This window comes from Deltaproteobacteria bacterium (genome assembly GCA_026129095.1).
In the GTDB taxonomy this organism is placed as follows: domain Bacteria; phylum JAGRBM01; class JAGRBM01; order JAGRBM01; family JAHCIT01; genus JAHCIT01.
Window position 1 is genome coordinate 289,376 of record JAHCIT010000001.1, and the last position, 24,519, is coordinate 313,894.

Annotated in this window: 22 protein-coding genes; 11 read left to right on the forward strand and 11 right to left on the reverse strand. The window is 58.0% G+C overall.

What is annotated here, in order from left to right:
• The first annotated feature begins 3 nt into the window (after window positions 1-3).
• Both KIT79_01280 and KIT79_01285 read left to right on the forward strand, forming a co-directional pair.
• The gene (locus KIT79_01280; GenBank protein ID MCW5827922.1) at window positions 4-1,320 is read left to right on the forward strand and encodes a hypothetical protein; all 1,317 of its coding nucleotides are present in this window, start codon (window positions 4-6) and stop codon (window positions 1,318-1,320) included.
• A gap of 111 nt (window positions 1,321-1,431) precedes the next feature.
• Window positions 1,432-2,019, forward strand: coding sequence for a sulfite oxidase-like oxidoreductase (locus tag KIT79_01285; GenBank protein ID MCW5827923.1), 588 nt, complete (start codon window positions 1,432-1,434; stop codon window positions 2,017-2,019).
• Between the two features lies 1 nt (window position 2,020).
• Here the strand turns inward: KIT79_01285 and KIT79_01290 are convergent, their stop codons facing one another.
• Complete coding sequence (locus tag KIT79_01290) at window positions 2,021-2,917, reverse strand: TIGR00730 family Rossman fold protein (protein MCW5827924.1); 897 nt, start codon at window positions 2,915-2,917, stop codon at window positions 2,021-2,023.
• 287 nt (window positions 2,918-3,204) lie between these two features.
• Between KIT79_01290 and KIT79_01295 the strand changes: the two genes are divergently transcribed.
• The gene (locus KIT79_01295; protein MCW5827925.1) at window positions 3,205-3,912 is read left to right on the forward strand and encodes an outer membrane beta-barrel protein; all 708 of its coding nucleotides are present in this window, start codon (window positions 3,205-3,207) and stop codon (window positions 3,910-3,912) included.
• 4 nt (window positions 3,913-3,916) lie between these two features.
• Here the strand turns inward: KIT79_01295 and def are convergent, their stop codons facing one another.
• From def to KIT79_01315, 4 genes are read right to left on the reverse strand one after another with little or no spacing between them, the layout of a single operon-like run.
• Window positions 3,917-4,474: a peptide deformylase gene (gene def / locus KIT79_01300; protein MCW5827926.1), complete on the reverse strand. Its 558-nt coding sequence runs from the start codon at window positions 4,472-4,474 to the stop codon at window positions 3,917-3,919.
• Window positions 4,475-4,486: 12 nt separating this feature from the next.
• Window positions 4,487-5,296, reverse strand: coding sequence for a hypothetical protein (locus KIT79_01305; protein MCW5827927.1), 810 nt, complete (start codon window positions 5,294-5,296; stop codon window positions 4,487-4,489).
• A complete protein-coding gene (locus KIT79_01310; protein ID MCW5827928.1) occupies window positions 5,277-5,975 on the reverse strand; it encodes a hypothetical protein in 699 nt (232 codons plus the stop codon). The genes KIT79_01305 and KIT79_01310 overlap by 20 nt, the downstream gene beginning before the upstream one ends.
• A gap of 5 nt (window positions 5,976-5,980) precedes the next feature.
• Window positions 5,981-6,973 carry an NAD-dependent epimerase/dehydratase family protein gene (locus tag KIT79_01315; GenBank protein MCW5827929.1) on the reverse strand — a complete coding sequence of 331 codons (993 nt, stop codon included), beginning with the start codon at window positions 6,971-6,973 and terminating at the stop codon, window positions 5,981-5,983.
• A gap of 203 nt (window positions 6,974-7,176) precedes the next feature.
• Here KIT79_01315 and KIT79_01320 point away from each other — a divergent pair, with 203 nt between their 5' ends.
• The 4 genes from KIT79_01320 to hisS are packed head-to-tail and all read left to right on the forward strand — an operon-like array spanning window position 7,177 to window position 12,284.
• On the forward strand, window positions 7,177-9,192 hold the full coding sequence (locus KIT79_01320) for a hypothetical protein (GenBank protein MCW5827930.1): 2,016 nt from the start codon (window positions 7,177-7,179) through the stop codon (window positions 9,190-9,192).
• Window positions 9,193-9,245: 53 nt separating this feature from the next.
• Window positions 9,246-9,878 (forward strand): Holliday junction branch migration protein RuvA, encoded by a 633-nt coding sequence (locus tag KIT79_01325; protein MCW5827931.1) that lies wholly within the window; start codon window positions 9,246-9,248, stop codon window positions 9,876-9,878.
• Window positions 9,879-9,923: 45 nt separating this feature from the next.
• Complete coding sequence (ruvB, locus tag KIT79_01330; GenBank protein MCW5827932.1) at window positions 9,924-10,958, forward strand: Holliday junction branch migration DNA helicase RuvB; 1,035 nt, start codon at window positions 9,924-9,926, stop codon at window positions 10,956-10,958.
• A gap of 60 nt (window positions 10,959-11,018) precedes the next feature.
• Window positions 11,019-12,284, forward strand: coding sequence for a histidine--tRNA ligase (hisS, locus tag KIT79_01335; GenBank protein ID MCW5827933.1), 1,266 nt, complete (start codon window positions 11,019-11,021; stop codon window positions 12,282-12,284).
• A gap of 3 nt (window positions 12,285-12,287) precedes the next feature.
• On the opposite strand, the gene KIT79_01340 is transcribed toward hisS, so the two are convergent.
• A complete protein-coding gene (locus tag KIT79_01340; GenBank protein ID MCW5827934.1) occupies window positions 12,288-12,905 on the reverse strand; it encodes a hypothetical protein in 618 nt (205 codons plus the stop codon).
• A gap of 18 nt (window positions 12,906-12,923) precedes the next feature.
• Window positions 12,924-14,963 carry a M3 family metallopeptidase gene (locus tag KIT79_01345; GenBank protein MCW5827935.1) on the reverse strand — a complete coding sequence of 680 codons (2,040 nt, stop codon included), beginning with the start codon at window positions 14,961-14,963 and terminating at the stop codon, window positions 12,924-12,926.
• A gap of 41 nt (window positions 14,964-15,004) precedes the next feature.
• Between KIT79_01345 and KIT79_01350 the strand changes: the two genes are divergently transcribed.
• Window positions 15,005-15,763, forward strand: a complete 759-nt coding sequence (locus KIT79_01350) for a YfiR family protein (protein MCW5827936.1) — start codon at window positions 15,005-15,007, stop codon at window positions 15,761-15,763.
• An 8-nt stretch (window positions 15,764-15,771) separates the two neighbouring features.
• On the opposite strand, the gene KIT79_01355 is transcribed toward KIT79_01350, so the two are convergent.
• Window positions 15,772-17,823: a TonB-dependent receptor plug domain-containing protein gene (locus KIT79_01355; GenBank protein MCW5827937.1), complete on the reverse strand. Its 2,052-nt coding sequence runs from the start codon at window positions 17,821-17,823 to the stop codon at window positions 15,772-15,774.
• Between the two features lie 196 nt (window positions 17,824-18,019).
• On the opposite strand from KIT79_01355, the gene KIT79_01360 reads away from it, so the two are divergent.
• Together KIT79_01360 and KIT79_01365 are read left to right on the forward strand one after the other, a co-directional pair.
• Window positions 18,020-19,396 carry an aldehyde dehydrogenase family protein gene (locus tag KIT79_01360; protein ID MCW5827938.1) on the forward strand — a complete coding sequence of 459 codons (1,377 nt, stop codon included), beginning with the start codon at window positions 18,020-18,022 and terminating at the stop codon, window positions 19,394-19,396.
• Window positions 19,397-19,472: 76 nt separating this feature from the next.
• The gene (locus tag KIT79_01365) at window positions 19,473-20,174 is read left to right on the forward strand and encodes an NAD(P)H-binding protein (GenBank protein ID MCW5827939.1); all 702 of its coding nucleotides are present in this window, start codon (window positions 19,473-19,475) and stop codon (window positions 20,172-20,174) included.
• A 4-nt stretch (window positions 20,175-20,178) separates the two neighbouring features.
• Here the strand turns inward: KIT79_01365 and KIT79_01370 are convergent, their stop codons facing one another.
• Together KIT79_01370 and dtd are read right to left on the reverse strand one after the other, a co-directional pair.
• On the reverse strand, window positions 20,179-20,676 hold the full coding sequence (locus tag KIT79_01370; protein MCW5827940.1) for a hypothetical protein: 498 nt from the start codon (window positions 20,674-20,676) through the stop codon (window positions 20,179-20,181).
• A 29-nt stretch (window positions 20,677-20,705) separates the two neighbouring features.
• Window positions 20,706-21,155 carry a D-tyrosyl-tRNA(Tyr) deacylase gene (gene dtd, locus KIT79_01375; protein MCW5827941.1) on the reverse strand — a complete coding sequence of 150 codons (450 nt, stop codon included), beginning with the start codon at window positions 21,153-21,155 and terminating at the stop codon, window positions 20,706-20,708.
• A gap of 84 nt (window positions 21,156-21,239) precedes the next feature.
• Here dtd and KIT79_01380 point away from each other — a divergent pair, with 84 nt between their 5' ends.
• Complete coding sequence (locus tag KIT79_01380; GenBank protein ID MCW5827942.1) at window positions 21,240-23,393, forward strand: response regulator; 2,154 nt, start codon at window positions 21,240-21,242, stop codon at window positions 23,391-23,393.
• On the opposite strand, the gene KIT79_01385 is transcribed toward KIT79_01380, so the two are convergent.
• The gene (locus KIT79_01385) at window positions 23,357-24,505 is read right to left on the reverse strand and encodes a GGDEF domain-containing protein (GenBank protein ID MCW5827943.1); all 1,149 of its coding nucleotides are present in this window, start codon (window positions 24,503-24,505) and stop codon (window positions 23,357-23,359) included. The genes KIT79_01380 and KIT79_01385 overlap by 37 nt on opposite strands.
• Between the last annotated feature and the right edge of the window lie 14 nt (window positions 24,506-24,519).

The following is a 24,519-nucleotide window of genomic DNA, read 5'->3' on the forward strand; positions in this document are numbered from 1 at the left end:
CGTTTGAGAACTTCTTTCGCACTGGGCGCCTTCGTGGCGCTTTTCTTTTCAATGGCTGTCAGCCCCGTCAACGCCGATGACGGGAAGGTGGGATGGAAGGATGGCTTCAGCCTGCGGACATCCACCGATACGGCAGAGTTCCGGGTAGGTGGCCGTATCCAGCTTGATTCGGCATTCATCGCAACCAGCCATGAAATGCGCGCCGCCAATGGTTCGCCCGTCACCGATCATTTTGGTTTCCGGAGAGCCCGGCTCTACATCGACATCACCCTGCACAAGCACGTGGAGATGCGGCACGAAATCGAAACCTCCCGCGGCAACCTCCAGTTCGCCGATGCCTATGTAGGTCTCAAGGGCGGACCGGCCGGGCTCGGCCTTCGCCTCGGCCATTTCAAGGAGCCATTTGGACTCGAGGAGATGACCAGTGCCAATTTCCACCCGTTCCTGGAACGAAGTGTTGGCAACGCTTTTGCACCGGTCCGGAATCTCGGCGCCATGGTTTACATGGACAAAATCCATGACAGCAAAATTACTGCCTGGCTCGGGGTCTTTCGTACGGCCGACGACAAAGGGCTCTTCGGTGACGACATGACCGAATCGAAGGATACCGATTACAGCCTTACCGGCCGGATCACAGCCGCGCCGCTGCTAGAAAACGGCGGTGAGAAGATATTTCATCTCGGATTCGGTTACAGCCGCCGGGAATACCACTCGAATACGACGAGTCTTTCCACACGGCCTGAGACGGGTTTCTTCTACCTGACAACTCCGGCAGGGCCCGGTACACCCCCGGTCCCGCCCGCCGCACGGGTCAATGGGACCATCCTGAATACGGGAGATATCGCTACAGCCAGCGGCAATGTACAGTGGGGGCAACTGTTCGGCTTCGAGGGGGCTGTCGGCATCGGACCGGTATCATTACGAAGCGAATACCACCTCAACATGCTCGATACGGCCACCGGGAACCGGTATTTCTATGGTTTCCATGCACTCGGGAGCGTGTTTTTGACTGGAGAGCATCACCCCTACGCACGTGGCCGGTTCGTACGCCCGAAACCCAAAACTGCCGCCTTCGATGACGGTATTGGTGCGATCGAGCTGGCGCTCCGCTATTCGCGGCTGGACCTGAACGACGGCCCGGTCACCGGGGGCCACGTCAATACGTTTGGCGTGGCACTGAACTGGTATCTGAACCCCAACACCCGCTTCGGTGCGAACTACATCCATGCCCACACATCACGCACTGGCACACCCGTTTCCGGGCAGCGGGTGCCGGGTTATGTGAATGCGGTCGTGGCCCGGTTCCAGGTGGATATCTGACCAAAGGCACCGGGCATCCGGGCTACTCCGGTCCCACTCCCGGCGCTAGGCTTTTGCATCACCCGCCGGGAGAGATGCCCAGTGCCTGCGAGCGATGACAAGAAACCGGAACTGATCGTCAGCACCGATACCCTGCGGGAAGAGCGCGTACCTCCCGGTCAGCGCGAGACCCGTGCATGGCCTGTCCTGCACTATGGTGATGTACCCGGATTCGACAAGGCCAGATGGGATTTCCGTGTGTTCGGCGAAGTCAGCACACCCCTGAGGTTTTCGTTCGACGAATTCTTCGCGCTCCCCCGGCTACAGGTGAAGTGTGATATTCACTGCGTCACGACCTGGAGCAAGCTTGGCATGCTCTGGGAGGGAGTGCCGGTAAGGTTCCTGATGGAAAAATCCGGGGTAAAGCCCACGGCAAAATATGTTCTGGCCCACTGCGAGCAGGGGTTTACTGCCAACATCCCGCTTTCCGACTTTACTGAGCCCGACGTGATCTGCGGAATGAAGGCAGATGGCAAGGATCTCACTCCCGAGCACGGTTACCCACTCCGTCTGCTCGTACCCAAGCTCTATTTCTGGAAATCGGCCAAATGGCTCCGGGGCATCGAGTTCCTGGAGAAAGACCAGCCCGGCTTCTGGGAACAGAACGGCTACCACATGCGCGGTGACCCGTGGACCGAGGAACGGTACCGGACCTACTGAATCAATCGCCGTTCAGAACCCGGATCAGCGGGTAGAGCTCCGAATATGATCCAAACCGGATACGCGGCATGGCCAGCACGTTTTCCTTTTCGGATACAAGAGGCGGGAAGCCATCCGGCCGGTGCCGGTTTATTTCCACCAGACGGTCCGCACTAACGGCCTCTTTCATACTGAACCCGATGACACCACGGTGCTTGTCGTAGCTGATGGAATCGAGTTTCCGGTAGAATGACGTCACGAACGACACTGCTTCCGACGCCGAAGGCGCCACGTAGATCAAATCCATGTCGCTGGGGCTGATAACGCCACGTTCCGACATGATGCGCATATCCTCGATCAGGCCATTCCAGATGTCCCTTCCGCCCAGCAGAATCAGCGGAGCCAGCGGCATTTTCCCGGTCTGGATAAGGCACGCCACCTCCCACAACTCGTCACGGGTTCCGAAACCACCCTCCCCCAGAATGAACGCCTTGGACCGGAATACGAGAAAATACTTGCGGATGAAAAAATAGTGGAAATCGACCGCCACTCCGACGTAGGGGTTAAAACTCTGCTCATGGGGAAGCGTAATCCCGCAGCCAATGGAGTAGTGGGCCGGATCCTCGCCTTTTTCTTTTGCCACCTCCCATGCTCCACGGTTGGCAGCTTCCATCACACCGGCCGCGCCTCCAGTGACGACGCCATACCCCGCTCTTGCCAGCAGCGCACCCAGCTTGCGGTTCTCCTCGTAACTTGAATGATCGGAGGGCAGCCGGGCCGAACCGAATACCGTCACGTAGGGTTTTTCCTCATACGGAGCGAGTATCTCGTTCGCGAGCATGAATTCAGCCAGTATCCGGGTTCCCCGGACCGGGTAGCCGGTGCCGAATTCGATGTAATTCTTCATATGTTCGCGCATGGATGGTCTCCTTGTCTGACCCGCTGATATCACCAAAAGGCATGTGATTTCAGCCGATTATACCCTAACGCAATGGTCAAAACCGGCTCTGGCAGGAGCAACTACGTGAAGCCTTGTGAACAGCCTTATCCGGCGGCTTCTCCCCGCCAACAGGAGGGGATATGCTCAAGATTAATTATCTGGAACGCAACATCCGCTGCCGGGATGAATACAGGCGGGTGATTGTTCTGGCCCGGGCGGTGGTTGCCTACTTGTAGCTGCTTCGGGAGGGAGAACGAATCCACGTGATGTCTCGTATTCTGCCCACTATTGCCGTGCTGCTGCTGGCACCGTTGCCGCTCAATGCGGAAGGCTTTTCCCTGCTGTTTCCGGATAGCCACATCACACCCGGCCATCTGCTTCGTATCGGCGCGCAGGCTTTCGATGACGATGGCCTTGAAGAACGCCGCCCTTCGTCATCTCTGATGGAGTACGCCGATGAGCTCACGTGGGGACCGGAAGCAGGAGATGTGGAAATCTCACCTGCTTTCTCGCTGATCGGCGACAGTTTCGATGCAGGCGAGAATGTCAGCTTCACCGGCCAGATTTTTGCCGGCATCAACGTCACTCCGATATTCCAGGTTGGCCTCTCGGCGATGTATACGAATTTCAAGGGCCGCGATCCCGTGCAGCCCGGACCGCCGCCGACACAATCAACCACTGGCGCCACTCACACGCTTCTGTTCATGCCAACCATGCGGGTGCATTTCATTTTCGACAAGGAAGCGCGTTTCGATCCCTACGTCCAGTTTGCCCTGGGTGGAGGGCGTATTTTCCCCAGGGGAGATAACGGCGGCGCGTTCGTCTTTGGCCCTGGTGGCGGGATCCGGACTTTTGTCATTCCCAAGGCAGCCCTTGATCTCCGGTTCGAATACCTGTTCGTCTACTCGCGTGAAGATTACGAATCGATGCGCTTCATGCTGGGAGCGGCTTTTCTCTACGATTGGTTGAAATAGCAGTTCAGTCTTCTGCCGGCGTCTTCAGCAGCGACGGAAGCACGTATTTCTCGAATTCGGTGACCTGCGTGATTGACCGGGTATCTTCCGTCCGGTCCAGCCACAGTATCCCGTCCAGATGATCACATTCGTGCTGGATGGCACGTGCCAGGAAACCGGACACCTCCAGATGACACCTCTCTCCGCCGGGAATCCGAAAGGTAGCCGACAAGTCTGTCCAGCGGGACACCTTGCCACGAAGACCATCGATCGAGAGACATCCTTCCCAGTCCAGGTCACGTCCGTTTCCCGTGGGCGTCAGAACCGGGTTCACGAGGACCAGTTCACCGGTCGATTCGATGTAGGGGTACCGGGGATTGGGCCTAATATCGAGCACAACCACGCGCACCAGCTCACCCACCTGAGGCGCCGCCAGTCCTACCCCACGCGCAGCGCGCATGGTCTCGAACATGTCCGATATCAGTTCTTTCAGTTGCGGAGACTGAAGTTCATCCTCTGCGAGTTCACGCGAACGCTCACGCAGAAGGGGGTTACCAATCTTGAGAATCTCGCGGATGGCCATACCAGCAGCTTACTATCTTGCCGGGGCTGTCTGGAACGAAGGCTCATCGATCTTCCGGACTGATTCGACAAACCCCCTGAACAACCGCACTTCCAGTGGCCCCGCCGGCGTACGACGGTAAAGCCAACGCTCCTTGTGGCCTTCCGTCTCGGCACGTATTTCCGGTTCGCCCACTGCCAGCATTACCGCCTCGCGGGAAAACCCTTCACGGATATCGCCACGCAGAATGGAGCCCACTGTCAGTGGCGTCCACTGGGGATTCGCCCGGATGACATCAAGTTTTGCCGTTATCTTTTCCATCGTGCTTCGCACTTCCAGATGGATATCGTTGGCGGGAACAAAGCCGGTCAATGCATCCACACGGTCCAGCCGGACATTCCATGTCACTTCAGTCCAGGCGCCATCGTGACGGACAATACCGGTACGCGAAAGCCAGCGGGTCTTGACCAGTTGCGGCGGGTCACGATCGCCGGGATGACGGAACACGGCCGCCTCCTCACGGAGCAGAGGATCGCCTTCTCCTGGCAACTGGATCACCCAGCCACGCTTCAGAATTGTCCGGGGCATCGAGTGCTCCCGCAAAACTATTTCATACCAGGGCTGACGGCCTTCACCAAGCGCGGAACTCTTGACCCGGAACACGTCCAGATACTGGAGATCCTGAAGCGCGGGCTTCCCGAAGCCGGCTTCGGTCCGCACCTGGGTTTTCGTCAGCACGATGGCATAGTCGGCGGGCTCGGCCGCGGCAGCAGATATGAGCAGGGCATGGACCAGAAGGGTCGCCTGGCCGAACCGGATACAACTAACCCGCGAAGGTAACACTCTTCCAAACATGCTTTAGGTCCGACTGGAGATCCTCTACCAGCGATGGAATCGTATAAAAGACAAACTGGTATCCCTTGCCGTTCCGGACAAGGAAATGAACAAAATACCGGAACGTAATATCCTGCGACGATACGACCTGAAACTCGACATATCGCGCAGGCTGTCCGCCGAGGACAGATTTGCGATCCTCGGAAAGCTGGAATGACGTGTACCGCGCCCTGAACTGGTTAAGGGCCAGGTCCGTAAAACCGTCCAGCGACAACGGCGTCTCCTCGACGATCAAGAGTCCGAAAGCAAAGGAGCCCTGATCGATAAATTCAAATTCGGCGGCGGGGTTCTTGATAATCTTGTCTTCCGAATCCCGCCCATTGATCTGCCACCGCCCGGAGGGAAACTCTATCCGGACTCCGCCTTCAGTGCTTTCCGCCGACACTGGACCCGCCGTCTCCAGCCGCATGGCCTGTGGAAACGGGGCTGCCGGGGCCGTGCTCCCGGTCCGATGCTCCAGAACGCCAGAACGCCAGAGCAGAAGACCCGCAATGGCCACAATCAGGGCTCCAACCATCGCCCATTGCAGACGGCTTACCTGATCCTGAAGCACGGTGCCGCACTTCTGGCAACGATGCGTGTCCGCCGGGTTCTCCGCACCACATTCTGGGCAAATGAGCACTGGCATAACGGCTAATTCCTTCCAGCTTCCTGCAGCCAGAGGGCGGTCCGGGCCATACCCTCATCCAGGGTTACACGGGGCTCATAGCCGAGCAGCTTCCGGGCCTTTTCAATTGAATAAGGATACGGCCGGTTAAGAAACGCGATGGCATCGGGACTCACCTGCGGTTCACGGCCCAGCAAAACCGCCGATTTCTGCATTATCCATGCAATCCCTTTCACAAGTGGTAATGGAACAGAGTACGGCCGGGGTGCTCCCACTGCCTTGGCAAGGCGAGTGAAATAGCTACGGAAGGTCGTGTCGGCACCGTCGGTCACGTTAAATGTCTCTCCCCACATCTCGTGCTCCAGCGCAAGAAATATCGCGTCGATGAGATTATCCACGTAGACGTGGTTCATGATCCCCTGTCCACCGCCCGGCAGTCCAAACTGCCGCTTTCTCATCAGCTTCGCCGGCCGCACGACCCAGGGAACCGAACCTGGGCCATAAACATCTCCCGGCCGAATCACAATTACCCCGAAACGTGGCGGCTGATTGTACCGGAGTGCGGCCTCTTCGCTTTCGATCTTGGTCTGGCAATAAGGATTATTTTCGCCCCTGAGGGGCCCCGTCTCCGTGACATAAGGGGGAAACGTAAATCCATAAACCATCACGCTGGAAAGCTGGACAAACGCCTTCGCACCCGCCTCACGCGCGTTTTCACATACATTGACAGTGCCGCCCACATTGACCCTGCGGAACTCATCCATTGAACCACTCTCATGGACGATAGCCGCCGTATGAAGGACAATATCCGCTCCACGGCACAGGTCACGGACAGCTGACGGACTCGTCACATCACCAACTACCACGTCCGCTCCGGCCTTTCGTGCCCGCACCGCTGCCGGCTCCGACATATCCAGTCCCCGGACCCGCATACCGCGCTGCAACGCCCTTTCGGCGGTCCGAAGCCCAATAAACCCGCCTATACCGGTAATGGCCAGCAGTTTCCCGTCAAGTTCCACAGCGCACTGTCATACCGCGCCCTGACGGGTGCGGCAACCATCCGGACAATGTGACGCCCATGTCAGAGCATTCACGGCCGCAGGTCTTTTTTCCTTGGTATGGACATGCATCATTCGGTATCTTGTGATGCTTCCAGCGTATGCCTGTAAACAGATTTCTCCGGTTCTCAGCCATCCTTGCCACTGTTCTGGTGTTTCCCCAGATGGGTACAGCGTCAACACCATTTCTGGATGCCGGCAACCGCAAGCTGATGCCCCATGTGCTGACCGGAGCTGAGCTCGCACCACTGCAGGGCGCCCGCATCAGCCAGCTTGCCCTCTTCGCATCACTCGATGAGGGGTTTGGTCCCATCCCGTTCCAGGTTGACGAGAAGGACGCCAGCGGGCGGTTTGTCTACCGGGGCGGCGGGCAGATGGGCAGCGACGATGGGCTTCTGGATGCCAATGACGAACTGGTATTCATGTTGAAGGACTCCGGCCCCCAGTTTCCGAAACCCTTCTGGCCAGCCGGTGTGCGCCGGGGCCTGGAAATCGAGATGACCGATTCACTGGATAGCACGCGACGTGGCTACGTCTACCTGTTGGAGTTTGAAGGCCCACCAAGGTACGCTTCGCGTGACTATATACAGTTCGATCCAAAAAACTACCGCGTGACCACAGGCAATGCGACCATGGCGGTAAACCCCAGGCATCCCGTCTCCCATGTGGAGTACCGCCTTGCCGACTCGAAGGGTCAGCTAGGCCCAAACCTGCTGGACCGGGTGAAAATACGGCCATCGGCATGGACACTGGGCGAACTGATCCGGTTCAGCGAGACGGAAGAGACATTGAACTCCCGTATCACTGCATGGACTGATGGACCGGTGCGGGTAATTTACGAGCTGGAAAACACCTTCAAGCTGGGCCCAATCCCGCTCGTTCGCGCTTCGACCGCATGGATTTTCTACGAGCATAACTACGCCGTGCCCGTACGTGTACAGGTTCCCGGCCTGATCCGTACTTTTACCTCCAGGGTGGAGGCAGAGATCACCCTCGATTTCCGCGACATGACCGGAGCGACTTTCTCCTCGAACGTGCTCCCGCAGGGCGTGACCATACGGGGAGGAGAGCGTCCGGATGATGACCACCGCCGGGATATCGGCCTTGGCGGCTGGATGCTGCTCGGCCGGGGAAACCAGTCGATATACATGGAAATCGACCTGGACAAGACACTGCCCGTCAAAGTCTCACTCGTTTACTGGGACAACAAGACCGGCACACGGGCTCCGGAGTCGGTCCCTGGACAACTCCCTGAAGCCGGGTTCCGAATCCACGACTGGACCGAACTCGACCGCAGCATCTACGAATTTTATGTTGGCGTATATATACTCACCGAACCGCCCGACCAGGGCGGCAACGGACTGTTCAAAACTATCCATACACCCCTTACGGTACGACATAGCACCGGTACTGAACCAATAGCGATTGTGGCAGGGAGCACTGTACCCCAGGAAGTAATTTCCGCGCTGGAAGCGGCAGGGGTCAGGATTGAGCGGACAGACATTACCGGTGCCATCAGGAAAATGGCTCAGGGACCGGTTTCCCTGCTCGTAATGGATAGTCAGCCCGAGCCGGCAGTGGTCCGGGCGATTTCGCACTCACGAATTCCGGCTGTCATCACTAGAGGAAGGGGGCAGGGTGGACTGTTCGCAGGCATCTCGGCGGATACAGGCCCTGACCGGCTCGCCCGCGCCGTCGGAGCGATTTTCCCCAAGGGAACGCCCGTCGTGCTTATTGCCGGTCCCGGTGCAGAAAATGCCCGCCGGGCCGAAACTTACATTACTGCTACCCGGGCGGCTGGTCTGGATGCCACTGCAGCAACAGCAAAGTCCGAGCCGGAACTTGCGGCAATTCTCAGAGACCGGCCGGTGAAGGCCATACTGGTAGGTGACGACCCCCTGTGGGACTCGGCAGCACGGTACCAAATGCTTGTCAAAACCGCCGGCTCCACGCCGGTAATTGGCACAAGCCGCCAAGCAGTACTTTCCGGAGCAGCGCTGGCTATCGCGTCCGAATTCAGTGGGGACTGGAAACGGCTGATAGACCCCTTGCTCCGCCGCCAGAAGCCGGGGGCCGAGGCCATGCCACTCCGCATATTTGTGAATCCCGATGCTATCCGGCGGACAGGGCTCACCCTTCCGCCAAGCCTGCTCCAGATTGCCGAACGGGCCACGCCCTGAAGCCCTCTCCCCTTGCCCACCCTACCCCGTCCGCCGTACAACGCTAGCAAGCAATGATCTCCTACCTCGAAGGCAGACTTCTTGAAGCGCATGATGACGGCCGGGCCGTGATCGTCTGTGCTGGTGTTGGTTATGGGGTTCGCATCTCCGCACGGACCCTGGAAGAGTTGCCAGCTCCGGGCGGTGAAACCCGGCTATGGATTTATACGGCAGTAAGGGAAGACGCCATCGAACTGTTTGGCTTCCACGATCCGGTAGACCGGGAACTGTTTCTGCTGCTCATTACGGTAGACAAGGTAGGGCCCAAGGCAGCCTCGGCTCTGCTATCTGGTGCCCCGGCAGGTGAGCTGGCCGCCTGGATCGCCGCCGGAGACGTGGCGAGGCTGACCACCATCAAGGGAATTGGGAAAAAACTTGCCGGAGACATCTGCCACCATCTTGGTGAAAAAGTCGGCGCATTTCTCGACCGGACAGGTCTCGCACGGGCATCCGGCATGGTTCAGAAAGCCCGGCATGGCCCCGGAACGGACGCCATATCGGCACTTGTAAACCTTGGCTACCGTGAGGCGGAGGCTGCCCGTGCAGTGCAGGCGGCAATCTCCAAACTCGGCGATGGTGCCACTACCGAAGCGGCCGTGAAGGAAGCGCTGGCGCAACTCCGCCCTGCGCGAGAAAAGTCCGCATGAAGGAAAAACTGCTTGTGACCTATGGCCGGGAATGACAAACGGAACATGAAACGTCTCGTCTCGGGCGGGAAGCAGGATCCGGAAGAGATCACCGGGAATATCGGATTGCCCGTCGGAGACGATCCGCGTCCGAAATCACTGGGAGATTATGTTGGCCAGACGGAACTGGTTTCCAACCTCCGGGTCTATCTTCAAGCGGCAAGGAACCGGGGGGAACCGCTCGACCATGTGCTGTTCTATGGCCCCCCGGGACTGGGAAAGACGACCCTCGCCCGGCTGATCGCCACTGAGATGGGTTCCCAGCTCAAGCAGACATCAGGCCCGGCCATCCAGCACAAGGGAGAACTGGCTGGTCTCCTGACCGGGCTTGAACCGGGAGATGTACTGTTCATTGACGAAATCCACCGCCTGAGCCGTCCAATCGAGGAGGCCCTTTACCCGGCGATGGAGGATTTTTCCTTCGACATCATGATCGGCGAGGGGCCGGGCGCACGGAGCGTAAAACTGGATCTCCCGCGTTTTACACTCGTGGGGGCAACGACACGTTTTGGCGCCATGTCGGCACCGCTGCGGGACCGGTTCGGGATCCAGATGCGGCTGGAATTCTATGCTGTGGAAGAGATCCAGCAGATCATTGAGCGCGGAGCCGGAATCTATAAAACCAGAATCGACCGGAACGGTGCCACCGAGATCGCACGACGTTCCCGTGGAACCCCCCGGGTTGCCCTGCGACTCCTGCGGCGCGTCAGGGATTTCGCCGACGCCCAGAACGGGGGCATCGTGGACAGGGCACTCGCCGACCAGGCGCTCAAGCGTCTTGATATTGATGAAATGGGACTCGACCCCCTGGATCGCCGCTATCTGGAGTTTCTCATCACCCGGTTTCAGGGCGGCCCTCGCGGCGTGGAAACCATGGCCGCGACACTCTCCGAAGAAGTCGAGACGCTGGAAGCTTCCGTGGAGCCGTTTCTTCTGAAAGAAGGGTTTATCGAACGAACTTCCCGCGGACGTGTCGCGCTGGAACGGGCCTACCGGCATCTGGGCCTAAAACCTGCCGGACCGCAGAACACGCTCTTCTGACCGCTTTTGATCTTGCCCCATCCGGCGGTTAACAACTGTTCCGCGAAGGAATCGTATCCAATGTCCCATTCCAACGAACCCGTTCGCTCGGTCAAGGGAATGAATGATGTTCTCCCTGCCGACGCGCCCCTGTGGCAGCGGGTGGAAGCCATTTCACACGAGGTGCTTTCCAGCTTCGGCTTTCGTGAGATCCGGACCAACATCCTTGAGCCGACCAGGCTTTTCTCCCGTAGCGTGGGCGAAGCAACCGATATCGTTGAAAAGGAAATGTATACCTTCAGCGACCGGAGCGGTGAATCCCTGACCCTGCGTCCGGAAGGAACGGCCGGCGTTGTCCGGGCCTATATCGAGCACAAGCTGCACACTGAAGACCGCATTTCCAAACTCTGGTATCTGGGTCCGATGTACAGGCATGAACGGCCACAACGTGGCCGGTTCCGGCAGTTTCATCAGGTAGGTGCGGAAATCCTGGGCGGTGCCGAGCCAGCCATTGACGTTACGATCATTGCCCTGGTTGATACGCTGCTGGAGCGGCTTGGAATCCGGAAGAAAGTCTCGCTGGAAATCAGCACTCTCGGTGACATGGAATCACGAATCGCATTCCGGGCGGCCATTCAGAACCATTTCCGGCCCCTCATCGGTGGTTTCTGCGCCGATTGCCAGCGACGGATCGACACCAACCCGCTCCGGATTCTCGACTGCAAGGTCGATATGGACAAAACCGGCGGTGCGCCATCAGGACTCGATTTCCTGAATGATCCTTCGCGCCGCCATTTCGAAACGGTAAAGCACGGACTCGCCAGCGCCGGGGTCCGCCATATCATTAACCCCCGTATTGTCCGCGGGCTCGACTACTACTGCCATACCGTATTTGAGTTTGTTTCCCAGGAGCTGGGTGCCCAGGGGACTGTCGCAGCCGGAGGAAGATACGACGGTCTGGTGGAAGAATTGGGTGGTCCGCCCACTCCAGGCATGGGATTTGCTGCCGGTATAGAACGTCTGGTCGACCTGGCCAGAACAGCGGGATTTACGGCTGATGAGCCGGGGCCGGCTGTATTCCTGGTTTCTGTTGGTGAGAAAGCCCGCCATGAAACACAACGGCTCGCACTTGCTCTCTGCCGCGAGGGAATCCCGGCCGGAATCGATTATGGGGCGAAAAGCCTGAAAAGCCAGATGCGATATGCCGATCGCCTGAAAGCAAAGTATGTGGCCGTTCTTGGCGACAGCGAGCTGGAATCCGGCAAGACTCGCCTCAAGCTGATGTCAGACGGAACCGAACGGGAAATCAGGCTGGATAACCTGGCCGTTGAACTCAGGAAGGGATGAGGCTCACTCTTCATCCAGCGTTGCCGCACGAGCTGGCGCCTTGGTGATGCTGTCTACGGCAGTGTCGGTCTCGCGAACAACAACAAACGCCAAGGCAATGACCGCCATGGGAAGCGCGATCCAGTGGACCGGTGAAACGCCGGCCGCAACGGCTCCAGCCAGAAACCTTATTGTCCCGCCGCCAAGCAGCATCAGCACGGTCGTCCAAGAGAGATAGCCCAACCCGATTGCGCTGGCCTTTTGCTGTTCCAGACGCCCAAGCCAGCCAGAGTGCTCTCGCCTCGCATAGAGCCAGCCCACGCGCGACACGCCGTACAGGAGCAGCAGAACAAACAACGGCCTTGACAGGAATATGCCCATCGCCACAGCAATGTTCACCAGAACAACAACGAGAATTACCGCGCCTGTCCTTCCGGGCGCGTCCGGTTCGGTTTCCGACAGCTTTTCATACCGGTTCAGCCCGTAACCCGCCATCGTGAACACGATTCCGGCGACTGCCGCACGGCCGAGAGCCACGGGATTTTCCAGTTCGCCGCCAAATACCACCGGCAATAGGGTAAATGGTGCCAGCAGCCAGAAACTTCCAGGGGTGGGGCGCTGTAGCGCGGGATGTTCTGTCATTTCGCCAAGAATCCCCGTCTACAGCAGACCCGACCGGTTCAGAAGCGCAGAAGGATCCGGTTCGCGCCCCATAAACCTCTTGTACAACTCCATCGGATCATCTGAATCGCCGCGGGAGAGCACATGCCGGCGGAATTCCCGGCCCGTTTCAGGATTGAATATTCCTTCCCGTCGGAACCGGCTGAAAGCATCTGCGTCCAGTACCTCGGCCCATTTGTACGAATAGTACCCCGCCGCATAGGCTACTGGAGATGAAAAAAGATGCGTGAAGGAAGCAATCATCGCATAGCCGGGAGGGAGATCGGACGCCGAGAAGGGTGCAAGCTGCTTTCGCGCAAACTCCACTACATCCCCGTCATGCTCTGGATCATATTTCACATGTAGCGCCAGGTCAGTCCATGCAAATCCGAGCTGCCTCATCATCGCCGCCGCGCTCCTGAAATTCCGCGCACGAGTCAGTTTACGGAATAGCTCCTCCGGTATCGTTTCGTTCGTGCTCCAGTGACGGGCAAACAGGTCGAGCGCTTCGCGCTCCCAGCACCAGTTTTCCATGATCTGCGATGGCAGTTCGACGAAATCCCAGGCCACATGGGTTCCTGCCAGACTTCGCACCGGCACACGGCTCAACAGGTGATGCAGCAAATGTCCGAATTCGTGGAAGATCGTCTCCACTTCCGTATGGGTCAAAAGCGCAGGACGGCCATCCATGGGTGGCGTGAGATTGCCGCAGATCAGGCCCAGATGCGGCTTGAATCCGGCCAGCCCAGGTTCCCCGGTAATGAGGGCATCCATCCACGCACCGCCACGCTTGGTCTCGCGGGGAAAAAAGTCGGCATAAAAGGAACCCAGATGGGAGCCGTCGCTGTCATGAACGGCGAATGTCCGCACCGATGGATGCCAAACCGGCATTGTGTCAGTCTCCGTGATCCGGATACCGTAGAGGCGCCGGGCTATTTCAAACATCCCGGCAAGGACCCTGGGAAACGGGAAATAGGGCCTGAGTGCCTCCTCGTCGAAATCGTACAGCACCTTGCGCTGCTTCTCGGCCCAGTAACCTACGTCCCAAGGCTTGAGATCTCCGGCTCCCTTGCCCAGCATTTCCTGCCGGAAATTGCGAAGCTCCTCGTTTTCTTTCCGGAACCTGTCTTCTGTCTTTCGGCGAAGATCTTCAACAAACAGGATGGCTCTCTCTCCGGTGCCAGCCATACGGTCTTCCAGTACATAATCGGCAAAATTTGCATAACTGAGCAGCCGGGCCTCTTCGGAACGAAGCGCAAGGATACGGGCAATAAGCGGGCGGTTATCCATGTCACCGGAGGTCGCGCGCGTCATCGCTGCCCAGTAAACCTGCTCCCGTATTTTCTCATCGTCCAGATACGTCAGCACCGCCGTCAGGCTGGGGGCCTGAAGCGTAAATCGCCAGCCCTTCTTGCCCTTGGCCTCAGCGTCGGCACGGGCAGCCCGGACCGCGCTCTCGGGAAGCCCAGCAAGCTTATCTTCGTCCTCAATCAGCATCTCAAATGCGTTGGTCGCGTCCAGAACATTCTGGCTGAATTTCGTCGTGAGCGTGGCGAGCTCCATCGCGATCTCCGACAGCCGTTTCTTCTGCTCCGTCAGCAATGCTGCACCGTGACGCCTGAACTCGTCGACGGTTTTCCTGAGAAATCTGGCGCGCACCGGATCAAGCTCCCGGGCATCTGCCGTTCCGGCATATTCATTTAGCGCATTCCAGATGCCCCCGGAGAACAGGATGCTGGAATGAAGCTCGCTGACCGGTTCCTGAACATTGTTCCAGGCAGTTCTGAGGTCCGGAGTTGTCGCCACAGACTCCATATGCCCGGCGACTGCCATCGCGTAATCAAGCCCGCGGGTAATTTCCTCCAGTGCCTGCATCGTATTGGCGTAAGTTCGTGGCCCCGCGGATCCGGCCAAACTATTCAGGCGAGCTTTGGACTCAACCAAACGCTGCCCGGCCGCAGCCTCCACGTGGGAGGCGTTAATCCGGTCGAACGGCACCTTGAACTGCATGTCCAGAAGCGGATTGTCACTATTATCCATCCATCGCCTCTTCTTCCGTTCCTATATAGCACGCCACTCCGGTGGAACGAGGCAAACCGCACATCAACTTTTGGAGGGTGATTTCCGTCACGCAAAAATCGTTTAAACGCAGCGAATATGCCGTGAGAGCCGGTTTTATTGCTTTCAATGTCTTGCGAAATCCTGGCTTCCTAATCATACTCGCACCAACCTTCTTCCAAGGGGAGCCTGTCATCAAGCGATGCCTGTACATTATGGCCACCGCCTTGATGCTGGTCAGTTCACTGGTACCTCCGGCAATAAGCCAGGCCGACGAGAAAGATGATCTTTCCCCGCCACGCTTATCCCTGCTGCTTCTCCGGACGCTGGCGTATGATGCCAGGCTCAAAGTGAAGTCTCCGAGACGAATCCTCGTAACAGTGCTATTTCCCTCCGGCAGCGACACAACGGTTTGCGAGTCTGTTCGTTCCGCGCTCCAGTCCGCAGCGGCTGAAACCACGGTGTCTGGACTACCGGTCGAAATTACCCGGCATGTGTATCAGGAGCCGTCAGGACTGGGCAGTCTGCTGGAATCATCCGGCTCCAAGGTTCTGTTCGTCTGCGCCGGCCTGGAGAAGCAAGCGCCAGCCATCGTCCAGATTACACGCAAACAGGGCGCACTCACCTTTACCGGCGAAAGAAATCTCGTTACAGCGGGCGTCAGTGTCGGGCTTGTAGCCAAGGAGACCAAACCGGTCATCGTCGTCAACTTGCCCGCAGCCAAGGCTGAAGACGCGGACTTCAGCATGGAACTACTCCGGCTTGCCGAAGTGATCCGCTAGCCGATGGCTTATCCAGACTCACCCGTCCTGCGCCATCCATCCATCTGAAGTGACAGGTGGAAGATGAACTCCCGTGATTGCCCCGGAAGTGGTGGATGGTAGCCGTCGTATGGCTGTATGTAGACGGCGTTTTCGTTGAGCAGGTTCCGGATGCCGGCTCCAACGGAAAGGGGTGGAATAAACAACCCATCGTACCGGACGAAAAGATTGAGAAGCGTCACTGGATCATACTTGCGTATGAGCTGGGTGCCGCCACCTGTCACCGCGCCATAGCCATAGCGGGCACTCATGAATACCAATGATGGATTGATCGACAGGCCTTCCAAAGGCACAACACCGCCGTTGAAGGTGATCTTGTGGCCGGGAAAAGCAAGCAGCATGTCGCTACGGCCCGGAATCTGGTAGGCAGGCACACGGTTCTTCCCGGCAGTGTGATAGAAAGAATAGGTAGCACTGGCGTACACCCGGTCATGACGGAGTGAAAGCTCCGATTCCACGCCGCGTGATCCCGTCTTGTTGAAGTTCTGGTAACTTTCCGTGCTGGTAACCGGGTCGAAGTTGTATACGATGGGCTTTTCGATGGTGATATCGAAGAAGTTGACCGAAAACAGGCCATAGCTGCCGATCTCGACGCCGCCCTCAGCTTCGAAAACATTGGTCTTTTCCTGCTGAATCGCCGGGCTCAGCTCAATGTTCTCCAGACTCGGAGACCGGAAAGCGCGGCTGTAAAGTCCTTTGAGGTAAAATGGCCCAAACGCCCTGGTAATCGCCACACGCGGAGCAAACGACGAACCGTATTGTTCGTGATTTTCGAACCGCAGCCCTGCCGTCACATTGGCAATTTCATGCCGGAACAACCCCTGTCCGTAGACGGCAACATTCCGGTAGGTGATCGACCGGCGCCCATTCACAAAAGAGGCCGGAAATGTCGACTGGTAACGGCTGTCTTCTGTCGCGTGGGTAAACTCAAGCATGGTCCCGGCTGTCAGGTGCAGTTCATCGGTTGCCTGCCAGGCACCTTTCAGACTCCCCTGGTACCGGTCTACGGTCCGCTCGTAATATTCCGCGGTGGCCGGGTCTCCGTCAGGGGAATTCCACGGATGCTGGCGCCGGTAATTGAACAGCGGCGTGATCGTCACTGAATCAGCAGGCTTCCATGCATAGGAAACATCCGTAAAATATGAATGGAAATCGTTATGAATTGGTGCTGGCAGAACCGCATCGAAACTGTCCTGATGCCGGGTGCTGTAGTGATCCAGCATGAAACGCAGCCGGAAGCCCTTGTACTCCCCCTTCAGGTTCACATTGACAGGGTTAAGAAATGAGGCGTCCTCCATGTTCACGGTCGTTCCATAAAAATCGGTATAGTTGCGGTCAGAATGGACGCCACGACCCAGATGGAATGACGCTCCCACGTAGCTGTCATCGGTCGGCTTGCCGCCAATAATTCCGGTGTAGTTGTGGCGCGCCAGGGCATCTGCCGTAGCCCCCACGTTCGCCGACACGAAGCTGCCGTCAAAGTCTGCTCCGATACGGGTTGTGACGTTGATAACAGCCAGCTCAGCGGCACCACCATACAAGGCCGATCCAGGCCCCCGGATTATCTCCACCTTTTCAATCACATCCGCCGGGAAATGCTGGCCGAACTGGGTCGTGGTGTAGGAACCCTCATTCATTTCCTGACCATCCACGAGAACCAGAATCTTGCCTTCATGGCCCCAGTTGCCGCGGAATCCGGCGCCGATGACACTGTGAACGTCCACCCCGAAATAAAATCCCGGTACCATCAGGAGTATCTCTTCCAGATCCCGGGCTCCTGATCTCTGGATCTCCTCGCGGGTAATCAGGGTGACGACACCGGGGGTTTCGCGCCGGGTCATGGGCTTTTCGGAAGCCACAGTCGTCTCGGCCTTCAGCAGGTCTTCGAGGGAAAACTGGGTGATGTCTTCTTTTTGAGCCGCCTGAGCAGTCATTGCGGCAGTCAGGCTGGGAATCAGCAGGGCAGCCATTACCGCCTTGCCGAACGAGGAAGACCGGCTGATTGCGTTTGGGTTCTTCAAAATAAGCTCCGCTATCCCTGTTCCGGGACCAGCCCCACCCGTTTTCCGAAAGCGGCCTATCCTAGAACAAAGAGCAACCCGGAGACAGAGGCCCCACTTGGGGTTTGGTGGATCACGGTATAGCATGAAGCCGGATGGAACCGCTTGGCGGCCTCTAAAAGCAGGGCCCCTCAGCGAAAGAGGAAGGAAAACCGAAATGAGCACCCAGCAAATCCCGGGGATCGTCAGGAAACTCCGGACCACATTTGAAAGCGGACGGACACGCCCTCTGGAATGGCGCCTGCGGCAGCTCAAGGCCGCCGCCGCCATGATCAAGGCCAATAGTGATGAAATCGTCGACGCCCTTCACAAGGATGTGGGCAAGCCTCCCCTCGAAGCAATCATGGCTGAAGTCTCATTTATGACGCAGGAGATCGCCCTGTTCCGGAAAAAGCTCCCCCAGTGGGTCAAGCCGGAAAAAGTCTCGACACCTCTTCCCGTCCAGCCGGGACAGAGCCAGATCGTTCGCGAGCCTCTCGGTGTCATTCTGGTCATCGCCCCGTGGAACTACCCGTTCCAGCTCACCATGTCGCCACTCATGGGAGCCATCGCCGCCGGCAACTGTGCTGTCGTGAAGCCTTCAGAAGTGACACCCAACACCTCCGCCGTGCTCGCCAAGCTGATCCCCCAGTACCTGGATCCCGACTGCGTGGCCGTGGTCGAGGGAGCCGTGGATGAAACCACCGCCCTGCTCAAGGAACAGTTCGATTACATTTTCTATACCGGCAACGGCACAGTCGGCCGGATTGTCATGGAAGCCGCCGCCAGGCATCTGACGCCGGTGACGCTGGAACTGGGCGGCAAGAGCCCGACGCTCGTGGACAAGGATGCTGACCTCGATGTGGCAGCCCGCCGCATCGCCTGGGGCAAATTTTTCAACGCTGGCCAGACCTGCGTCGCCCCCGACTACATCCTCGCCCATGAGTCAATCGAAAACCGGCTCGTCGACAAGCTTCGGGAGACCGTCCGCCAGTTTTACGGCGACGATCCGAAGCAGAGCAAGGACTATGCCCGCATCGTGAACCAGCGTCACCACCAGCGGCTGATGAAGCTGATGGGAAGCGGTGATACTGTGACAGGCGGAACCGGCGATGAATCCCAGTGCTATATTGCCCCGACCATCCTGCGAAACGTACGTGAGGATTCTCCGGTGATGCAGGACGAAATCTTCGGGCCCATCCTGCCGGTGCTCAAGGTACCGAACATGGACGCTGCGATCGAATTCGTAAACAAGAGGCCAAAGCCGCTGGCACTCTACGTCTTCTCCTCAAATGATGAAGTCCAGAAGCGCGTTATCAGCCGGACCAGTTCCGGCGGCGCGGCGATCAACCACGCCGTCGTGCATCTGTCGGTCCCCGACCTGCCGTTTGGCGGCGTGGGGCCCAGTGGCATGGGCTCATACCACGGCAAGCAGTCGTTCGATACGTTCTCGCACAGGAAATCGGTACTGAAAAAGCCCTTCGCCTTTGACGCACCGATCCTTTATCCGCCGTACACCGAAACCAAGACCAAGTGGCTCAAGCGGCTGCTGTAGCAGCAACCGGAACGGCTGCATTCCCGGCTGGGCCGGGATGAGTAATCCTTGTTCGCCAAAGGAGCCGGTTGTGAATATATCCTCCGCTTTCGTTGCTGGTGCCACCGGCTTTACCGGCCGCGAGGTGGTAAGCCAGCTAGTGCCGCGCGGTATCCGCACCATCGCCCATGTGAGACCCGATTCGTCCCGCCTGGATGGCTGGCGGGAGAGATTCGAAGGCCTGGGTGCATCCACGGACACAACTCCATGGGATACAGTCGCACTGGCAGCCACACTTGCCTCGCTCAAGCCTTCAATAATTTTTGCGCTGATCGGGACCACCCGCAGACGCATGGCCGAAACATCGAAAGAAGCCGCCAGCTATGAGGCCGTGGATTACGGGCTGACAAAAATGCTTCTTGATGCAGCCGTCCGGTCGGGTGCCAGTCCCCGCTTCATATACCTGTCGGCATCCGGCGTCTCGGAGCGTAACCCCACCGCCTACATGAAAGCCCGCTGGAAGGCCGAAAAGGCAATCCGTGAAAGCGGACTCCCTTATATCATTGCCCGGCCTGCTTTTATTACCGGTCAGGGGCGCGATGATTCGCGGCCGCTGGAAAAGGCCGGTTCGGCTCTGTTCGACACGGTACTTTCGGCTGCCGCACTGGTCGGGGCAGGCAAACTCCGGGACCGTTACCGGTCAATTACCAACGTGGAACTGGCCGGCGCACTAATTAAACTCGCCCTGAACCCCGAGAATGCAAACCGGATCATCGAGCGCGAAGGCCTTACGCCCTGATCCGTCACTCCATTCTTCCCAATTCATATTCGCCACTGCCTAACCGCAGAACGATCCGTCCATCAGGCAGTTCCACCATGAGATGTGACAGGGATTGGGCCGCTTGGCGGCTGAACCGGGCGCCAGCGGCTCCATTCTTTACCAGACAATAAGGAACATTCCCCCGGTAATGGAGCGTTTCGGGAACAAGGAACTCTTCAGCCCCATCATATGTCCTGATGAGAATCCGCTCCGGCATGCCACCTGGCGTGCCGCCGACATCGCGGCAGGAAACCACCTGATATGGAACATCCTCGATTTGAACCGGCTTGCGTTCCCACTCGGAAACATAAATCTCCCATCCCGCCCCACCCTGCACGGGGCGCAGATGACGACGAAGAAAATCCAGCATCCGCTCATGGACGATTTCTTCACCCTCGCTCCAGAACCGGCCCTCGCGATCTATACGGATCGGAGGGTTTTCCCATCCTGAACGCGCCTCTTTTGTCTCACCACTCTTCATGCACGCATCGCAGGGAACCATCCATTCCCTCAGAACAGTTTGGCTGAATCAAGAAGAATCGTGAATGGTCCGTCATTCACCAGTTCCACCTGCATATGGGCCCCAAAACGGCCTGTGGCGCAAACGGTGCCGCCTTCGCGGCATAGCTCCGCCAGCCGGTCAAACAGCGGCCGGGCATGCTCCGGCTTTGCGGCCTCTGTATAGGACGGCCGACGACCCGTACGGGCGTCTCCCAGCAACGTGAACTGGGAAATCAGCAGTATGGCACCGCCCGTCTCGCGAATACTCAAATTCGGCTTATCCTGCAGATCATTCAGTATCCGCAGGTTCAGCAGCTTCTCGCTCATCCATAGGGCATCCGCTTCTTTATCCTTTGTCGAAATCCCGATCAGGACACACAGCCCAGGGCCAATCTCCCCTGCCATTTCGCCATCCACACAGACACATGCCCTGCTGACACGCTGCACAACTGCCCGCATGAATGCCGTTACTCCCCATTGTCACCCAATAGCCCTGCTTCCGCGTTCGTGCCACACTGGAAACGTACAGACCGTATTACTGCAATGCTATCAGGCAGCCCTTCCATCCGCTCGATAGAACCCGTTCAGGTCCGTGAACTGACCGGAGTCGGGATCTTCGGACCCCTCGCCCGGGTATTTTTCATAGCCGTTATCCTAGGTGGTTCCTGGCTGACTTGGCGGCAACCGGCCGCAGGGCTCGGCCTCGCCTATAGTCCCGTGCTTGCCGGTTATGTCATGGCGGGCATGGCCTCAATCTATTATTTCCTGTGCTTCGCTGTCCGGACATTCCGGAAAGTCCCGCTATCCCCTCGAGTCGATAACTGGCTTGAATATGTCCAGGCAGCCATCGATTCCGTACTGGTTCTGGCAACCGTATACATTTCCGGCTCACAGACCACGAGTTGGGTGGTCCTGATCCTGGTACTTGCCGTCTACTATATGACCACGGCCGGCCCCCGGTTTGGAACCGGACTGTCGGTATTTCTGGGATTCGCCTATGCGGTCATCGTTTTTCTCGAAAGCCGGCACCTTATTCCTTACGCCCCGATCCACTCACAGCCGGTTTTTCACGAGTATGTAAGTCTCGCTGTGGTCAATTTCGGGGCGGTCGGCTCGGTGGCTGGCGCCCTGATCATTGGCAACTTCGTAGGATGGGTCACTTTCCGTGCCCTCCAGCGCACACTGGAAACCGAGGTTCAGGTTTCCCGAAAATACGATGAACTGATCCACGGCATCTCGGACATCATCTGGGAATGCGGCCGTGACCAGAACTATACCTTTGTCAGCGAAAGCGCCCGTGCCCTGCTCGGTTATGGGCCAGATGAACTGACCGGACGGAATTTCAGGTCGATCTGCAGCGCCGACGATCTGACACGTGTTGACGCATGGCTCAACGGAGGCAACCCAGAGAAAGGCGGGGTGCTCGACTATAGCGTCGTCGCGCGCGACCTTACACTCCACTGGATTTCAACAACAGTCACGCCCATTTTGGATAGCGATGGACGGTTCGTGGGGTTCCGTGGAACCGCCCGCGATGTAACCAATGCGCGTATCGCCGAGGAGCGCCTGAGCCGGGCCCAGCGTTATGAGGCGGTCGCGGCACTGGCGAGCGGTATCGCCCACGACTTCAACAACCTGTTCAATGCCATCAACGGATTTGCCCAGCTGGAGCGTTTGAATGCAGCGGACGGCACAGAGCCCGCCGAAAATCTGGACGCCATCATCAAGGCTGCACGCCGGGGAACAGCCCTCACCAGCAATCTGCTCAATCTGAGCCGTCCCCAGCTTTTTCAGAAAGGGATGGTTAACCCTGCCGAGCTTCTGGAACATACCCGGCAGATCGCCCGGGCCAGCATGGGCGGGCGGATACTCATAGACATCGATATCCGCACCCGCCGCCAGATTCTCGGAGATGAAAACCTGCTTTCCACCGTGATTCTGAACCTGTGCCTGAATGCGCGGGATGCCATTGGCTCCAGGGATGGGCGGATCCTGATGAGCGTCGACGAATCCAGGGATGGACGGCAGGTGATTATTGCGGTTGAGGATAACGGCACCGGTATCCCCCCTGAGCTGCATGAAAAGATTTTCCTCCCCTTTTACACCACCAAACCGCGCGGTTCCGGAACCGGACTGGGACTGGCCATGGCCCGCAAGATCGTCACCGAGCATGGAGGCTCACTGGAACCCGGGAGTTCCACACTCGGAGGCGCCGCATTTGTTCTGACCCTGCCTGCCGCCGACGGAATGCCTCATCCCAAACAAACGCCAGGAACCGCATCCGCATCAGCTGCGCCTGTCCGGCGGCTACGGGTAATGGTCGTTGATGACGAAGAGTCGAATCTTGTGCTGGTCGCCAAACTGCTTGAGCGCCGGGGCCATACCGTCATGCCGTTTTCCAGCGGCGTTGATGCCCTCCGCTGGATGGAACGTCTGGACAAGCCGGTAGATGTCGCAGTTCTCGACATGGTGATGCCGGAGAAATCGGGCATCGAAACCTTCCACGAACTGCGTGCCATGCAGCCCGGATTACCGGTACTGTTCATTTCAGGCTATGCTGAGGCAGAACACCTGCGTTCGGTGCTGGCGGCATCCAAAACATGGTTTCTGCCGAAACCACTGGATCTCGACCGTTTTGCCGATACCTTGGAGAAAAGCGTTCATATCCCGGTTGCCTTGTCGGCTTCCGCCGGCTGATGCCGCCGCTCTTCCTCTATTACGAGCTGATCCCGTCCCGAACGCTTCGCCCGGTACAAACACTGGTCGGCTCGCTCCAGGCAATAGTCCAGATCAGCCGGGTTCGCGGCAGCCCAGACAGAAAAGGCTCCCAGACTGAGCGTCACGCTGAACGTCCCCGCTCCATCCACAAACCGGGTATCACGCACTTGATCAAGAATACGGAGGAGGATGGTCCGGGCACCGTCTCCGCCAGTATCGGTCAGCAGCAGCACGAATTCGTCCCCGCCGAACCTGAACGCGAAATCCATGCCCCGGCGCAAGGACCGGTCGAAAACACCGCCGACGGTTTTCAGCACCAGATCACCGGCGGCGTGCCCCCTGGAATCGTTCACCCGCTTGAAAAAATCGATATCCACGAGGGCGAACGTTACGGCCGTGCCGGTGCGGGCGGCGCGCTCCAGCTCCCTCATCGCACTCAGCTCAAAAACCCGGCGGTTATACAGGCCAGTAAGCGAATCCCGGCTGGCAGCTACTTCCAGTTCGTCCCGTTTTCGTGCCAGTTCTTCCAGCACTGCCAGGCCCACGGAATACACCACAAAAATGCAGCACACATAAGAGGCAATGACGGGAAGCGCATGCCATCGCGACGTCTGCAAATTGACAAACTCAAGGGACCATTCGACATGGGGAATTATTTCAAAGGTTTCCAGCAGGATGATACCTGTCAGCAGAACCGCATCAGCGATTGCCAGCAGGCGGATCCGGTAACGATCGAGCAGCAGAATGCCCATGAGGATCGGGACCAGCACAAACATGGAAACAAATGCCGTCCATGTTCCGGCTGACCAGACCAGCAGACACAGGAACAGGGAATCCCGAAGCAAAACCGAAAAAACTGTCCGATGAAATTTTTCTTCCAGTGGACGGCCACGGGCATACCGGCCACACCAGATATAAAGCCGGCTCTGGATCGGCACGTAAACAAGGGTTACCAAGACAAGAAGCCAACCAGCCCCGGAGGGGGTTTTTTCGAGAAATACCGGTGCCCCTAGAAGCAGGATGATGGTGAAAGTCAGACCCGCAATCACCAGATAGGCACGGAATGTCCGAACCACAAACTCCGGGCGCATCGCAGTGGCGTGAG